Here is a 14,373-nt window from a genome sequence, read left to right as displayed (position 1 = left end):
TACGCGAAGGGCTATAATTACCTTTGTTGCCTTGGGGTGATTCTATGAAATGGACAATAAGTCAGATACAAAAACATCGAAACAAGGACTTTCTTATTGACGAGTTTGTCCGATTGGACTCGATTAAGGAAACAGATCCGACAATCCGAGAGGTATCTCCTATCCATCTAACTGGAAGGGCGGATATCAGTGCCACAAGAGTGACATTCCATATCCGGATTAATGGACATCTGATCCTGCCTTGTTCACGGACGCTGGTTGATGTAAAATATCCAATTGATGTGGAAACTACGGAAACTTTCATGTTAAACAGCCACGACTATGAGGCTGAAGAGGAAGTTTATCAAGTAACAGGCGATGTCATTGATCTTGAACCCATCATCAGGGAGATCTTGCTAGTGGAAGTTCCTATGCAAGTATTCTGTGATGATAGCGCTGGTCAAGAAGGCGCACCCCAGTCAGGTAAGGATTGGGAAGTAATCGAGGAACAGGAGAAATCCGAAAAACTTGATCCCCGACTTGCCGGACTTGCAAAATTCTTTGAGGATTCTAAGGATTCCTCTGACTAATGTATTAAAAAAGAGCGTGGAGGTCCAGAAAAGGACTGGCCTTCATAAACTTTCTTATTCCTTTTAAGGAGGTGGGAAGAATGGCTGTACCATTTAGAAGAACGTCTAAAACTGCGAAAAGAAAACGCCGTACTCATTTTAAATTACAAGTTCCGGGTATGGTAGCATGCCCTAACTGCGGTGAAATGAAACTTGCTCACCGTGTGTGCAAAGCTTGCGGAACATACAAAGGAAAAGAAGTTGTAAACGACTAATTTTCTAGAAAAAAGCACAGGATGCATCCGCATCCCTGTGCTTTTTTCATTTCAAAGATTAAAAGATGCTTCAATCCCCTCCGGTCAATCCCCTCCGAAAGGAAATCTTCTCTTTTTTGGTACCCAACCATTCTACTCGTTTAATCGCTTTTTAAATGTACAGAAGATTGATAAAATTTAGGGGACGAGAATTATAGGAGGAACACAATGAATCCATACATAATTTCAAAAGAAAAAGATGGAGTGCTGCTTTTTACGATTAACAGGCCTGACAGGAGAAATGCGATAAACTATGATGTCATGTCCGGACTTGAGAAAGCCATTGAAATGGCTGCAGCAAACGATGTGAAAGTATTTGCCATTACAGGAGCAGGGAGCCAGGCATTTTGTTCCGGTGGCGATTTGTCGGCCTTTCACCGTTTGAAAACTGAAACGGAGGCGTTTGGAATGCTTTCAAGGATGGCTAGTATTTTATACAAGCTCCTTATCCTTCCAAAACCGACGATTGCGATACTCAATGGGTCTGCGGTAGGTGGAGGATGTGAAATTGCTTCAGCCTGCGACTTCCGGATTGGAAGAGAAGGGATGAAAGCGGGATTTGTACAGGGGAACCTCGCAATTACGACAGGTTGGGGAGGGGGATCGATCCTAATGGAGAAACTTCCCCAAAACATCGCGATGAAGATGCTGCTTGATGCAAAAATATACAGCGCTGAAGAACTCAAGGGATTTGGATTCATACAGCATATTTATAAAGATGATCCGATAGAAGCCTGTCACTCATTTATGAAAGAAAGCTTGAACAAAGAGACCGCTGTCTTAGAAGCTTATAAGACATTATTGATTAAAAAGTGGAAACTTTTATCTATGAAAGAAAGGATGGAAGAAGAGGCAGCGAGATGTGCCGTGCTGTGGGAGGATGAAGCCCACCATACTAAAGTGGACGAATTCATGAAGAAAAAAAATAAAAATAATTAACAGGGTATTAGGTGATATCAGTCTATCTTTCCTATTAGATGCATATGAATGAATAAAAAACAATAGGAGGGATTTATTGATGCCATTAACCCGTCAGGATGCCTGGTCACAGGATGAAGATTTATTGCTGGCTGAAGTAGTATTGCGCAATATCCGAGAAGGCGGTACCCAATTAAAAGCCTTCGATGAAGTAGGCAAACAGCTTTCGAGGACTGCTGCAGCCTGTGGTTTCCGCTGGAACTCGTATGTGAGAAAGCAATATAAATCAGGTATTGAGCTGGCGAAAAAGCAGCGTAAGGAAGCGAAAAAACAGGCAAAGACACAGGAGAGAGCAGAAGAGCCTGCGGCGCCTGTGAGCGAAGTGCCAATTCCCCCTTCAAAACAAGAGGGAAAGCAATCAAGCATGAGTATTGAAGCTGTGAAACAATATATCGACGAGCTCTATGAAAAAGCGGGAACTGCTAACGCTCAGGATGTTCAAAATGAAAAAATCCGCGGTCTGGAAAAGCAAATCTATTACTTGTCTGCCGAAAATGAAAAATTGGAAACGCAGTTGCGATCGATGGAAGAAGACTATCGTGCTTTAATTGACATCATGGAGCGGGCGAAAAAAAGAGTAGCTCCTAAAAGTGAGGATCAGCAACAAAGAATGAACTTCCAGGTTGAGGGTAAAGGCAATCTCGAAAAAGTGGAGAAATAAGGAATAAAAAGCGCCTGCCAGAATGGCAGGCGCTATTATTTTATGCTTATAGAGAGTAATTCAACTTGTGAAAAAGCACATTTTTTAACAGGGTCAGTGGGCTTATTATTGCAGCTGCTCTGTTACACCAGCCGGATACCAGACAAGCGGATTCTCTCCACGGTCTCTTTCCACGTCATAATGAACTGGTGTAAAGCTCATCTTTTCCCAGAAGTCCTGGGATTTCACCCGAGGATTCGTTTTAATTGGCAAGCCAAAACCCTTGGCAAATTCAACAAGAGCTCTTCCATAGCCCTTGCCCTGGTAATTTGGAAGGACTTCTAACTTCCAAAGCTCCAGATAGTCCTGAGGAGGCTCGAAGTAACGGTCAAATTGCTTCTTGACCTGATACAGGCTCATACGTGCGACAAGCTTGTCGCCGAAATAGACTCCGTAGAACGGAGAATCGCTATCATTTTCCACAATGTTCGCTTCCAGATCCTCGAGCATCGAAAGCTCCTGGTGTCCGTACTCTTTGAATTTCTTGAATTCTTCTAAAGTCTTATAATTGATTTTCAGTTTTTCCACTTTATTCACCATAAAACAATCCCCCAATCATGCCGCCTATAATTCATTGTATGCTGCTCTTTGCAAAAGCTTGGTCCTTATACGGAGTGGACAGAAGCAATTTTTTTGAAAGCAGCAATCTTTATATACCCGAATTTTAGAATATTTAAAGGCAGCAGAATATATTTGTTTTTTATAGCCTATTTTTATTATATTATAAAAACATGAAAAATTCTGCATTTGAATTTTAGAAAGCGGTTCCAATTTTTGCAGGAAAAAAACAGAATATTGTAGAATTTTATATAGTGAGCGTATTTTTTTACGGGAAAGGGGAAATAGCGTGCAAAAATTACTAATTGCAAACAGAGGAGAAATTGCGCTTCGCATTATCCGAACGTGCCGCGAGCTTGGAGTTAAGACCGTTGCTGTATATTCTGACGCTGATCAAAATTTGCCTTTTGTTAAAGAAGCTGACAGTGCTTACCGGATTGGCGAGCCACCTGTTCAAAAATCATATCTTAATGCAGATGAAATTTTAAGAATTGCAAAGGAAGAAAATGTCGACGGCATCCATCCTGGTTATGGATTTTTATCTGAAAATGCAGGGTTTGCCCGTAAAGTGAAGGAAGCTGGCTTGACTTTCATTGGTCCTGCTCCTGATACGATTGAAAAAATGGGTGATAAAATCATCGCGAGATCGACAATGGAAGCAGCTGGTGTACCAGTAGTGCCAGGCAGTGAGCAGGGTCTGAAAACACTCGAGGATGCTGTCAGGTTGGCAGAAGAAATTGGCTACCCGGTCATGCTGAAGGCGAGCGGAGGCGGGGGCGGTATTGGCATGGTGCTCTGTGAAAATGAGCAAGCGCTCGCTAAGAATTATGATTCAACGAAGGGCAGGGCTAAGGCTTATTTTGGCTCTGATGAAGTATTCATTGAGAAATACATCAAAAATGCGCGTCACGTCGAGGTGCAAATCTTTGGCGATACTCATGGCAACCATGTCCATATGTTTGAACGTGATTGCTCTGTACAGCGACGCCACCAAAAGGTGATTGAAGAGGCACCATCGCCATTCCTGAAGGAAGAAGCAAGGCAAAAGATGTATGTGACGGCAGTTAAAGCTGCTAAGGCGATGGACTATGTCAATGCAGGAACTGTGGAATTCATTGTGGATGAGAACGAAAACTTCTATTTCCTTGAAATGAACACGAGACTGCAGGTAGAACATCCAGTCACAGAAACGATTACTGGCCTGGATCTTGTTAAGTGGCAAATCCTCGTTGCGCGTGGTGAAAAACTTCCGTTGCTTCAGGATGATATCAAAAAGGATGGTTGGGCCATCGAATTCCGTTTGTATGCGGAAGATCCTGAAAGGTTCCTGCCTTCACCTGGCAAGATCAGCGAGTTTTCTTGGCTGGAGGCAGAAGGCGTTCGAGTTGATTCTGGATATGAATCTGGTTCGACTGTCACTCCATTTTATGACCCTATGGTTGCCAAATGCATAGTAGGGGGCAATACCCGGGAAGAAGCAATCCAGCTTGCACAGGAATTTTTCGCGACGCTGAAACTCGAAGGCATTAAATCGAATGCCCCGCTGTTTGCGGAAATTTTGACTGAAGAGGGTTTCAAATCCGGCAATTATACTACAGCCTATTTAACAGAAAGAAAACTGGCATCTAAATAGAGGAGGAAACGAAATGAAAGAAATTACAGCAAATATGGCAGGGACAGTACTGAATGTGATGGTAGCAGCGGGGGATACAGTATCAGAGGGTCAGGAGGTCCTGATGCTTGAATCAATGAAGATGGAGATTCCTGTTGAAAGCCAAGGGGCTGGAAACGTTGCTGAAGTGAAGGTGAACATCGGAGACTTTGTAAATGAAGGCGATGTCCTTCTTGTATTAGAATAATAGATTTTAAGGAGGAGAAGGATGACTACCGCGAAAACTTTAACGGATTCATTACAGGAAAAAGTTCAACAAATCGAGGCTGGCGGACAACAGAAATATCATGACAAGCTAGCTGAGCAAAATAAATTGTTTGTGCGTGAGCGTTTGAATCTATTATTTGATGATGGCGTCTATGAGGAAGATGGTAAATTTGCCAACTTCCAGGCTGGCGACCTTCCGGCAGATGGCGTCGTAACAGCGGTCGGCAAAATCGGCGGGCAAACAGTCTGTGTCATGGCGAACGATTCAACAATAAAAGCGGGTTCCTGGGGCGCAAGGACTGTTGAGAAGATCATCAGGATCCAGGAAACAGCAGAAAAACTGAAGGTGCCTTTATTGTATCTGGTCGATTCAGCCGGTGCCAGGATCACGGACCAGCTCGATATGTTCCCGAACAGGCGTGGAGCGGGCAAGATTTTTTATAATCAGGTGAAATTATCCGGAGTGATACCGCAAATCTGCCTTCTCTTCGGGCCATCTGCAGCAGGAGGAGCTTATATTCCTGCTTTCTGCGATATCGTGATCATGGTGGACCAAAATGCATCCATGTACCTCGGATCTCCAAGAATGGCAGAAAAGGTTATTGGTGAGAAGGTAACTCTTGAGGAAATGGGTGGAGCCCGCATGCATTGCTCTGTAAGCGGTGTAGGTGATATGCTCGTTTACAGTGAGGAAGAGGCTATTGAATCAGCGAAGCGCTATTTAAGCTACTTCCCTGCAAATTTCAAGTCAAAAACAGAATTGGTTGATGGAGTTGCTCCTAAGGCAGGAAGATCGCTTGAAGAAATTGTTCCAGTGAACCAAAACGCGCCATTCGATATGTACGAAGGAATCGATGCGCTGATCGATGAAGGCAGTTTCTTTGAAATCAAAAAGCTATTTGCACCGGAAATCATTACAGGACTTGCTCGCATCGACGGCCGTGCTGTCGGGATTATCGCCAACCAGCCGAAGGTTAAAGGTGGAGTATTGTTCGTTGATTCTGCGGACAAAGCGGCGAAGTTCATTACGTTATGTGATGCCTTCCATATTCCATTGCTGTTCCTTGCTGACGTTCCGGGATTCATGATCGGTACGAAGGTGGAGAGAGCTGGTATCATCCGCCATGGGGCGAAGCTGATTGCCGCAATGAGCTCAGCTACCGTACCGAAAATCTCGGTAATTGTCCGCAAGGCATATGGAGCGGGATTATATGCAATGGCAGGACCGGCATTCGAGCCAGATTGCTGTATCGCCCTGCCGACTGCCCAAATCGCAGTTATGGGGCCTGAAGCTGCTGTCAATGCAGTATACTCTAACAAAATCAATCAAATTGAAGATCCGAAAGAAAAAATCGCCTTTGTTCAGGAAAAGCACCAGGAATATAAAGAAAGTATCGACATCTATAAGCTAGCCTCCGAACTGATTGTTGACGACATCGTCGCTGCTAATGATCTGAGGAATGCACTGATCGATCGCTTCAAACTTTACGAAACGAAAGAATTGGAATTCAGTGTGAGAAAACACCCGGTTTACCCAGTATAAAAGCTAAAAAGGAGATCCATTTTTGGGTCTCCTTTTCATTTTAAACAACAAAAACAAAAGCTCTAGTAAATTTCATTAAAATTACTATAATCGATTCTTCCTAAGAAGCATTTGTTTCTGCTAAAATATGACTAAAGTCATATAGATATTTGTGAATGAAGGCTGTTTTTGCAGCTGGAATTTATTGAAAGGCAGCAAGAAATGTCCTGTTTTTAAAAAGGATAAAATGAGGGATATTTATGAAAATAGGGATAATCGGTGGAGGCTCAATAGGTTTATTATTTTCTTATTACCTTAGTGGGCAAAATGAGGTCTTCATCTACACTCGGACACAGGAACAAGCAAACGAAATCAATGAACAAGGACTTCATCTTATTAAAGGTGGAATAGAACAGGGCACATCCCGGTTAAAAGCAGCCCCAATCAAGGAATGGGGTGGGAACGAAGAATTAACAATTATTGCAGTGAAACAGTATCAGCTTCCCAAATTACTACCTGAACTAAAAGAAAAGATGAGGGGCAGCATCCTTTTCCTCCAAAATGGCTATGGTCATATTAAATTGCTCTCAGAATTGGCAATAAATGAAGTATATGTTGGCTCTGTCGAACACGGAGCTGTTAGGGTGAACGGATATACAGTCCAACATAATGGCGTGGGTGTAACAAGAACTGCAGTATTTAGAGGAAATCCAGGCGCTCTTAGAGAATTATCTAGTAAGGCGGCTTCAGGCTTCCCATTTATCCTGGAAACAGAATTTAAGGAAATGCTCATCAAAAAGCTTGTGGTCAATGCAGTGATCAACCCATTAACGGCAATCCTTAAAGTGAAAAATGGCGAACTGGTCCACAATCCATACTATTTTAAAATTTTTGAGCAATTGTTCGAAGAATGTGCATGTATACTTGAACTGCCTGATAAAGAGCAGTATTTCAACAACCTTAAGGCAGTTTGCGAAAAAACAGCAAATAACCATTCATCCATGTATAAGGATATTGAAAACCGCAGGCAAACAGAAGTTGATGCCATCCTTGGTTACTTGCTCGAATTAGCAAAAAACAAAAATAAAAAAGCTCCATTAATACATAATTACTATCACTGCATAAAGGGGAAGGAGCACGAAAGGGAGGGAGCATGATGCCGGGATTTTTTTCTGCACTTGTTGCCACATTGATCACAGTTCCAATGATTGGCTACCTCACTGTGTTCATCATCAGTAAACAAATTACAGGAAATCATCGGCGCTCAGTCAATATGGCTCTTGATTTCAGTACCTTTTTGCTGGTGCTGTCTGTCCATTTTTTGATCATCACCATTTGGCAGAAGTCGTTCTTATGGCTGATCCTGATCATCTTATTTGGACTTGGTGCTATCTTTGTGTTGATTCACTGGAAATATAAAAAGGAAATATTGTTGCCGAAAGTATTCAAGGGCTTTTGGCGGTTCAATTTCCTGCTATTCTTCTCTGCCTACATCGTCCTTGTGTTGTATGGTTTGTTCAAGAGACTGACATTCCTGTTTGCTTAATCAAGTGTTGGGCCGTCCTGAAGGAGGGTCCAGCCTTTTTTATTTAGGGCTTTTTCCCCAAAACCAATGAGAAAACTATAAAAACTTATTTTAAAACAATCTTGATTTTAGAAATTTCGAAAGGCAAAGTTTTTTTCTTTTCAATTCAAACAATGCTATACTCATAACAGTGAAAATTGCTTACGAGAAAGGAAGTACAAGTAAATGGAGATGTTGAATCTCTCTCTTCCGGCAGCGAACCGGTTTGCGACAGATTACCTAACTGGGAGCCCTGGCCTTCAGAGCTTCTTTCATTATAATTTTACAAATAAAAACTCATATATTCATCGCCTGGATGAATTAAAAAACAGAAGCTTTATGAGGAATGAGCTTGCAGACCATATTCAGTCCTTTATGTCCGATTTTGCGGATACTGAAAAAATAACAGAAAATATTAGTAAGTTGCGAAAAGAAAATAGCGTCGCTGTCATCGGAGGACAGCAAGCCGGCATTCTGACTGGTCCGCTGTATACGATCCATAAAGTGATTTCCATTATCAAGCTCGCAGAACAAAAAGAGGCGGAGCTTGGCGTTCCGGTCGTACCCGTATTCTGGATTGCTGGAGAAGACCATGATTATCAGGAAGTTAACCATGTATACGTCATGAAGAACAATAAGCAGGAAAAGTGGATTTATCCAGAAAAGAATCTTGAGAAAAAAATGATTTCAGAAGTATGTATCAACAGGGAGCTTTGTTATTCCTGGGTTGAAGAAATCATAGAAACCTATGGTGAGACAAAACACACAAAACAGGTATTGGAATTTGCCCTTGAATCGTTGAAGACTGCGGAATCTTTTGTTGATTTTTTTGCAAGGATAATCATGGAGCTGTTCAAGGATTCAGGTTTGCTGATTGTTGATTCAGGAAATAAAGAGCTGCGCAAGCTGGAAAAAGATTATTTTATCAATCAAATCAACAATCATCGTGAAATCACTTCTGCTGTTCTCGAGCAGCAAGAACGCACAGCTGATGCTGGATTTGCGAATATGATCGATATTAGCGAAAATGCAGCGAACCTGTTCTTTTACGATGAAAAAGTAAATGAACGGATTTTGCTCCAGTTTGACCCACAAAGTGGAGGGTTTTCGAGCAAGAATGGAGATGTCAGCTTCACATATGATGAGCTTGTGGAGATTGCCAGCGAATATCCAGAGAAGCTCAGCAATAATGTAGTAACTCGTCCGTTAATGCAGGAGTGGCTGTTCCCAACACTTGCGTTCATTGGCGGTCCAGGAGAAATTGCATATTGGGCTGAGTTGACAACGGCTTTTGAACATTTCGGTCTCAAAATGCCGCCGCTTGTTCCAAGACTCAACATTACATTGCTCGAAAGGTCGATTGAGACTGATCTTGAAGAACTTAACCTTGATTTAAAAGAGGTTTTAATTTCTGGCACAAATGGACATGAGTTGAAATTTATCGATTCCCTGAAGGATCGTGAAGTAGAAGAACTTTTCGAGAATGTAAAAACCATGCTGGCAGATCAATATAAAGTCATCCGAGACAAATCAAATGGAATTGATCCTGTATTAATGCCCATGCTCCACAAGAATGAATCCATCCTGATCAAGCAGGTTGAATTCATGGAAGATAAGATAGTAGAGGCCATTTGCAGGAAGCATGATCATATCCTCCGAAAGTTCACAAGGGTAGAAAATGCGTTAAGACCAGGCGGCTCCCCGCAGGAAAGAGTCTGGAACCCATTCTACTATCTTAATAAGTACGGGTTGGATTTAATCCCCGACTTACTAAAGCTTGATTTCGAATTCGATGGAACACACAAAATTATAAAGTTGTAACTTTCAGCTTCATCCTTATAGGATGGAGTTTTTTTATGTGTAATAACTCTACCCGAAATAAAGGGAAAAGAGGAATTAAGGTAAAAGCAGAACGCTGCTTTGCCTGAAATGAGGGGAGAAGAGGTTTTACGGTAAAAGGAGCGGCTCTGCTTTACCCGAAATGCAAGGAAAAGAGGAATTACGGTAAAAGCAGTACGGCTGCATTACCCGAGAGGAAGAGATACGAGCAAATAAGGTTAAAGCAACATTTTAAAAATTAAAGAAATTCATGGAAATGAATTTTTTCGGGAGGATTTTAAAGGCGTGGGGAGAATAATTAAAATAAGGTGGTGAAAAGTGGGGGAATGTGGTACATTGTATTTAGAAAGTGGGGGTAGTGGCATGTTCATGGGTGAATACCATCATAATGTTGATAGCAAAGGCCGATTGATCATCCCTGCCAAGGTCCGTGAAAACTTGGGAGAAATGTTTATTCTTACCCGTGGACTTGACCAGTGTTTATTTGGTTACCCCGTTTCTGAATGGTCAGTGATCGAAGAAAAGCTCAAAGGACTTCCACTGACTAAAAAAGATGCTCGTGCATTTACCCGTTTTTTCTTTTCGGGTGCTACCGAGAGTGAAATTGACAAACAGGGGAGAGTCAATATCCCATCTCCGCTGATGCAATACGCCAAGCTTGAGAAAGAATGTGTGATTTTAGGTGTTTCCAATCGAATTGAAATTTGGAGCAAAGCCATCTGGGAAGAATATTTCGCAGAATCTGAGGAATCTTTTGCTGAAATTGCGGAAAATATGATTGGATTTGATATTTAAGGGTAACATTATTCTGATATAATATTACCTGCTCCTCGATTGGAAAGGTGGATCATGATGTTCAAACATACAACAGTTTTACTGGAAGAAACAGTAGACGGGCTCAATATCAAGCCTGACGGTACATATGTGGATTGCACTCTCGGTGGCGCAGGCCACAGTGAATTGATTTTGTCTAAGCTTTCGGAAGAAGGAAAGCTATACGCGTTCGACCAGGACGATATCGCTATTGCGAATGCAAAAGAAAAGCTTGCTGCATATGGCGACAGGCTGACGATCATTAAAAGTAATTTCCTTTACTTACAGGAAGAACTTGAAAAGCTGGGTGTTACAGAAGTTGATGGAATCCTTTATGATTTGGGTGTTTCATCCCCGCAGCTGGATACTCCGGAACGCGGCTTCAGTTATCACCATGACGCTCCGCTTGATATGCGGATGGACCAGGATGCTTCATTGTCCGCTTACGATGTCATTAATGAATGGCCATATGAAAAATTGGTCAAAATCTTTTTCCAGTATGGAGAAGAGAAGTTTTCAAAGCAAATTGCCCGCAAGATTGAGGCGGCAAGGGAAAGTAAACCGGTTGAAACCACTGGTGAGCTTGTCGAGTTGATCAAGGATGCAATTCCTGCACCTGCAAGGAGAAAAGGCGGTCATCCGGCCAAACGAGTTTTCCAGGCAGTAAGGATTGCGGTAAATGATGAACTTGGTGTATTTGAAAAATCGCTAGAGCAGGCAATCGACCTTCTCTCTGTAGGCGGAAGGATCAGTGTCATCACCTTCCACTCTCTCGAAGACAGGATTTGTAAGGTTACCTTGAAAAAAGCGAGCGAAACACCGCCGTTGCCTCCGGGGTTGCCGATCATTCCAGAAGAATACCAGCCTAAGCTAAAGCTGGTCAACAGAAAACCAATCCTTCCTTCCGAGGAAGAGCTGGAATTCAATAATCGTGCAAGATCTGCAAAGCTGCGTATCGCTGAAAAAGTAAAAAAATAAAATATAAAAATACAAAATATATTTTTCAGGAGGGAAAAAGATGAGCAATCTGGCTAGAAAATTGCAGCAAGAACAGCAGCAGCGCACTGTTCAGTCACCGGCAAAAGCGCCGGCAAGACGCAATTCAATATTGACGCCCGGCGAAAAGATCCTGATGTTTGTTTTCGGAGCAATAGTTTGTTTCGGCGCAACATTCATGGTTTCAAAACAGGCAGCCATTTACGAAGTCAACAAAGAAATTCAAATCATTGAAGGCAACATTCAGGAGCAGCAAAAGATTAACAGTGACCTTGAAATCCAGATTAGCGAATTAAGTACCTATGAAAGAATCAAACAGGTAACAGAAAAGCTCGGTTTAACATTGAATGAAGACAATGTTAAAGGTGTGGAAAACTGATGATTAAGAAACAGCCAAATATGAATGCAGGAGCAGCGGTATTATTCGTAATATTCAGCCTGCTCTTTTTTATCTTGATTTTCAGGTTCATTTCCATCCAGGTTACGGGAGAGGTACATGGACAAGCCCTGGCTGCAAGGGCGCAGCAGAAGTATTCTAATGAAAAAATTATTGAGGCGACCAGGGGTACGATTTTTGACCGAAAAGGCGAGGTGGTTGCAGAAGATACAACAGCCTATACGCTTGTCGCAATCCTGAATGATTCAGTGACCACAAATAAAAAGAAGCCAAAACATGTGACCGATCCGGCTAAAACTGCTGCTGTGCTGGCGAAATATATCGATATGAGCGAGTCCGAGATATACAATAGGCTGACAAAAAAAGGGGCCTGGCAGGTTGAATTCGGAAAGGCCGGCCGTGATATTTCCCATCAAGCCAAGCGAGAGATAGAAGAGGAAAAGCTTCCTGGAATAACTTTTTTGCGAGATTCAAAGAGGTTTTATCCGAATGGTGTTTTTTCATCTCATCTAGTCGGTTTTGTGGAAAATGAAGAGAACGAAGAAAAGAAATCAGTTACTACCGGTCAGTTAGGGGTAGAGAAAACTCTTAATGAGGTATTAACAGGCAAAAATGGCTCACTTGCTTTTGAAAGTGATTTATGGGGCTTTCTTTTACCAGATGGAGAGAAAAAAGTCACACCTGCCAAAGATGGCAGCAATGTATATCTAACGATTGACAAGAAGATCCAAACATTCGTGGAGGATGCCGTCGACCGTGTTGATGAGGAATATAAGCCAAAGAAAATCATTGCAGTCGTGGCTGATCCAAAGACTGGTGATATTCTTGCGATGGCCCAGCGGCCTAGCTTCCACCCGACAACAAGGGAAGGATTGGCTAACAGCTGGCATAATGAGGTGGTCGAAACACCGATTGAGCCAGGCTCGACGATGAAAATCTTCACGTTAGCAGCGGCAATCGAGGAAAATAAGTGGGATCCGAATGAGTGGTACAAATCTGGTTCTTATAAAGTTACAGAAAACTCCAAGCCGATTCGAGATCATAACGGCAGTGGCTGGGGTTCCATTACCTATCTTGAAGGAATCCAGCGCTCCTCGAACGTGGCGGTGGCAAAGCTGGTAAATGAAAAAATCGGAACAGAAAAATTCCGGGAGTATTTGACGAAATTTGGTTTTGATGAACCTACCGGTATCGATCTGCCGAATGAAGCGTCCGGAACAATAGTCTATCGATGGCCGATTGAGAAAATCACCACCTCATATGGACAAGGTACAACGGTAACTCCGATCCAAATGATCCAGGCAGCAACAGCCGTAGCGAATAATGGGACGATGATGAAGCCCCGAGTAATCGATAAGATAGTCGACCCAAACACTGGTGATGTCATCAAACAAGAGGAATCAAAGTCTGTAGGCCAGCCTATTTCTGCTGAAACCGCCAAGCAAGTTAGAGAAGTTTTGGGGACCGTTGTCACTGGTGAACACGGTACTGGTAAGTCGTACGCGATCGATGGCTACGAGGTTGCCGGTAAAACAGGGACAGCGAACTTAACAGAAAACGGAAGATACCTTGGCGGGGCGAATGATTATTTATTCTCATTCCTTGGGATGGCACCGAAGGATGATCCGAAGCTGATTGTCTATGTAGCTGTCCAGCAGCCAGAAATCGATCATTACTTTAAAGGTTCAATTCCAACCTCAATGATTTTTAAATCAGTAATGAAAAGCAGTCTCCAGTATTTGAATATCAAACCTGCATCCATGGAAAAAGCCGACTCTAGTCCGGTGCCAGATGTAACAGGGCTGAATCCAGCAGAAGCAAAAAAACTGCTTGAATCAAAAGGGTTTGAGACAGTATTGGTTGGTGACGGCAGCCAGGTAGAGGACCAGTTGCCAAAGGCTGAGATCATGGCACTTGAAGGAGAAAAGGTCTTTATCAAAGCGTCCGGAGTCATGACCTACCCAGACATGACAGACTGGTCACTCAGGGATGTCATGAAGCTGGCACAGATTGCAGATATTAAGCTAAATAAAGCCGGCAGTGGTTATGTCACAAAACAAAGCCTAAAGCCGGGGATACCGATCAATGAAGGGGAAAACCTGATCGTCGAGCTGGAAACCCCTTTACAGCAATTTGAGAAATCATTGAAACCAGAGGAAGAAAGTGAAGAAGCAGAGGAAGTTGGCGGATGAGCCCTTCCTCTTTTTTTTTTTTTTTGCGGTGCCTGACATATGTGAATGCAGTAGTTGCCGGTTCGGACAAGAT

Annotated in this window: 15 protein-coding genes; 14 read left to right on the top strand and 1 reads right to left on the bottom strand. The window is 42.6% G+C overall.

What is annotated here, in order from left to right; genetic code table 11:
• Positions 1-44 precede the first annotated feature (44 nt).
• From AB5I83_RS21165 to AB5I83_RS21150, 4 genes are all read left to right on the top strand, one after another.
• Positions 45-569: a YceD family protein gene (locus AB5I83_RS21165; RefSeq protein WP_167831841.1), complete on the top strand. Its 525-nt coding sequence runs from the start codon at positions 45-47 to the stop codon at positions 567-569.
• Positions 570-649: 80 nt separating this feature from the next.
• Positions 650-823, top strand: a complete 174-nt coding sequence (rpmF, locus tag AB5I83_RS21160) for a 50S ribosomal protein L32 (RefSeq protein ID WP_023615018.1) — start codon at positions 650-652, stop codon at positions 821-823.
• Positions 824-1,030: 207 nt separating this feature from the next.
• A complete protein-coding gene (locus AB5I83_RS21155; RefSeq protein WP_448978341.1) occupies positions 1,031-1,801 on the top strand; it encodes an enoyl-CoA hydratase/isomerase family protein in 771 nt (256 codons plus the stop codon).
• 79 nt (positions 1,802-1,880) lie between these two features.
• Positions 1,881-2,501, top strand: a complete 621-nt coding sequence (locus tag AB5I83_RS21150; RefSeq protein WP_448978339.1) for an RsfA family transcriptional regulator — start codon at positions 1,881-1,883, stop codon at positions 2,499-2,501.
• A 105-nt stretch (positions 2,502-2,606) separates the two neighbouring features.
• Here the strand turns inward: AB5I83_RS21150 and AB5I83_RS21145 are convergent, their stop codons facing one another.
• Positions 2,607-3,080 carry an N-acetyltransferase gene (locus tag AB5I83_RS21145; protein WP_448978337.1) on the bottom strand — a complete coding sequence of 158 codons (474 nt, stop codon included), beginning with the start codon at positions 3,078-3,080 and terminating at the stop codon, positions 2,607-2,609.
• Between the two features lie 307 nt (positions 3,081-3,387).
• On the opposite strand from AB5I83_RS21145, the gene AB5I83_RS21140 reads away from it, so the two are divergent.
• The 10 genes from AB5I83_RS21140 to AB5I83_RS21095 all read left to right on the top strand — a co-directional run bounded on the left by AB5I83_RS21140 (position 3,388) and on the right by AB5I83_RS21095 (position 14,300).
• Positions 3,388-4,731 carry an acetyl-CoA carboxylase biotin carboxylase subunit gene (locus AB5I83_RS21140; protein WP_448978335.1) on the top strand — a complete coding sequence of 448 codons (1,344 nt, stop codon included), beginning with the start codon at positions 3,388-3,390 and terminating at the stop codon, positions 4,729-4,731.
• 13 nt (positions 4,732-4,744) lie between these two features.
• The gene (locus tag AB5I83_RS21135; protein WP_041965515.1) at positions 4,745-4,957 is read left to right on the top strand and encodes an acetyl-CoA carboxylase biotin carboxyl carrier protein subunit; all 213 of its coding nucleotides are present in this window, start codon (positions 4,745-4,747) and stop codon (positions 4,955-4,957) included.
• Between the two features lie 21 nt (positions 4,958-4,978).
• Positions 4,979-6,520 carry an acyl-CoA carboxylase subunit beta gene (locus AB5I83_RS21130; protein WP_448978333.1) on the top strand — a complete coding sequence of 514 codons (1,542 nt, stop codon included), beginning with the start codon at positions 4,979-4,981 and terminating at the stop codon, positions 6,518-6,520.
• Positions 6,521-6,759: 239 nt separating this feature from the next.
• Positions 6,760-7,656: a 2-dehydropantoate 2-reductase gene (locus tag AB5I83_RS21125; protein WP_448978331.1), complete on the top strand. Its 897-nt coding sequence runs from the start codon at positions 6,760-6,762 to the stop codon at positions 7,654-7,656.
• Complete coding sequence (locus AB5I83_RS21120) at positions 7,653-8,045, top strand: DUF3397 domain-containing protein (RefSeq protein WP_448978329.1); 393 nt, start codon at positions 7,653-7,655, stop codon at positions 8,043-8,045. The genes AB5I83_RS21125 and AB5I83_RS21120 overlap by 4 nt, the downstream gene beginning before the upstream one ends.
• A gap of 204 nt (positions 8,046-8,249) precedes the next feature.
• Entirely contained in the window at positions 8,250-9,884 is a 1,635-nt protein-coding gene (bshC, locus tag AB5I83_RS21115) for a bacillithiol biosynthesis cysteine-adding enzyme BshC (RefSeq protein ID WP_448978327.1), read from the top strand.
• A 381-nt stretch (positions 9,885-10,265) separates the two neighbouring features.
• A complete protein-coding gene (gene mraZ, locus AB5I83_RS21110) occupies positions 10,266-10,697 on the top strand; it encodes a division/cell wall cluster transcriptional repressor MraZ (RefSeq protein WP_102262102.1) in 432 nt (143 codons plus the stop codon).
• Positions 10,698-10,754: 57 nt separating this feature from the next.
• Entirely contained in the window at positions 10,755-11,693 is a 939-nt protein-coding gene (rsmH, locus tag AB5I83_RS21105) for a 16S rRNA (cytosine(1402)-N(4))-methyltransferase RsmH (RefSeq protein ID WP_448978428.1), read from the top strand.
• Positions 11,694-11,733: 40 nt separating this feature from the next.
• Entirely contained in the window at positions 11,734-12,090 is a 357-nt protein-coding gene (ftsL, locus tag AB5I83_RS21100; protein WP_448978325.1) for a cell division protein FtsL, read from the top strand.
• Positions 12,090-14,300, top strand: a complete 2,211-nt coding sequence (locus AB5I83_RS21095) for a penicillin-binding protein (RefSeq protein ID WP_448978323.1) — start codon at positions 12,090-12,092, stop codon at positions 14,298-14,300. The genes ftsL and AB5I83_RS21095 overlap by 1 nt, the downstream gene beginning before the upstream one ends.
• Positions 14,301-14,373: the final 73 nt, after the last annotated feature.

This window comes from Mesobacillus sp. LC4 (genome assembly GCF_053543455.1).
The sequence above is the reverse complement of the archived record's forward strand: the minus strand, read 5'-3'. Positions and strand labels throughout refer to the sequence as shown.

Bases quoted from the DNA above. Each gene is read 5' to 3' on its own strand.
- ftsL (WP_448978325.1), top strand. From the start codon at position 11,734: ATGAGCAATCTGGCTAGAAAATTGCAGCAAGAACAGCAGCAGCGCACT.
- AB5I83_RS21165 (WP_167831841.1), top strand. From the start codon at position 45: ATGAAATGGACAATAAGTCAGATACAAAAACATCGAAACAAGGACTTT.
- AB5I83_RS21145 (WP_448978337.1), bottom strand. From the start codon at position 3,080: ATGGTGAATAAAGTGGAAAAACTGAAAATCAATTATAAGACTTTAGAA.
- AB5I83_RS21120 (WP_448978329.1), top strand. From the start codon at position 7,653: ATGATGCCGGGATTTTTTTCTGCACTTGTTGCCACATTGATCACAGTT.
- AB5I83_RS21155 (WP_448978341.1), top strand. From the start codon at position 1,031: ATGAATCCATACATAATTTCAAAAGAAAAAGATGGAGTGCTGCTTTTT.
- AB5I83_RS21135 (WP_041965515.1), top strand. From the start codon at position 4,745: ATGAAAGAAATTACAGCAAATATGGCAGGGACAGTACTGAATGTGATG.
- bshC (WP_448978327.1), top strand. From the start codon at position 8,250: ATGGAGATGTTGAATCTCTCTCTTCCGGCAGCGAACCGGTTTGCGACA.
- AB5I83_RS21125 (WP_448978331.1), top strand. From the start codon at position 6,760: ATGAAAATAGGGATAATCGGTGGAGGCTCAATAGGTTTATTATTTTCT.
- rsmH (WP_448978428.1), top strand. From the start codon at position 10,755: ATGTTCAAACATACAACAGTTTTACTGGAAGAAACAGTAGACGGGCTC.
- rpmF (WP_023615018.1), top strand. From the start codon at position 650: ATGGCTGTACCATTTAGAAGAACGTCTAAAACTGCGAAAAGAAAACGC.
- mraZ (WP_102262102.1), top strand. From the start codon at position 10,266: ATGTTCATGGGTGAATACCATCATAATGTTGATAGCAAAGGCCGATTG.
- AB5I83_RS21095 (WP_448978323.1), top strand. From the start codon at position 12,090: ATGATTAAGAAACAGCCAAATATGAATGCAGGAGCAGCGGTATTATTC.
- AB5I83_RS21130 (WP_448978333.1), top strand. From the start codon at position 4,979: ATGACTACCGCGAAAACTTTAACGGATTCATTACAGGAAAAAGTTCAA.
- AB5I83_RS21150 (WP_448978339.1), top strand. From the start codon at position 1,881: ATGCCATTAACCCGTCAGGATGCCTGGTCACAGGATGAAGATTTATTG.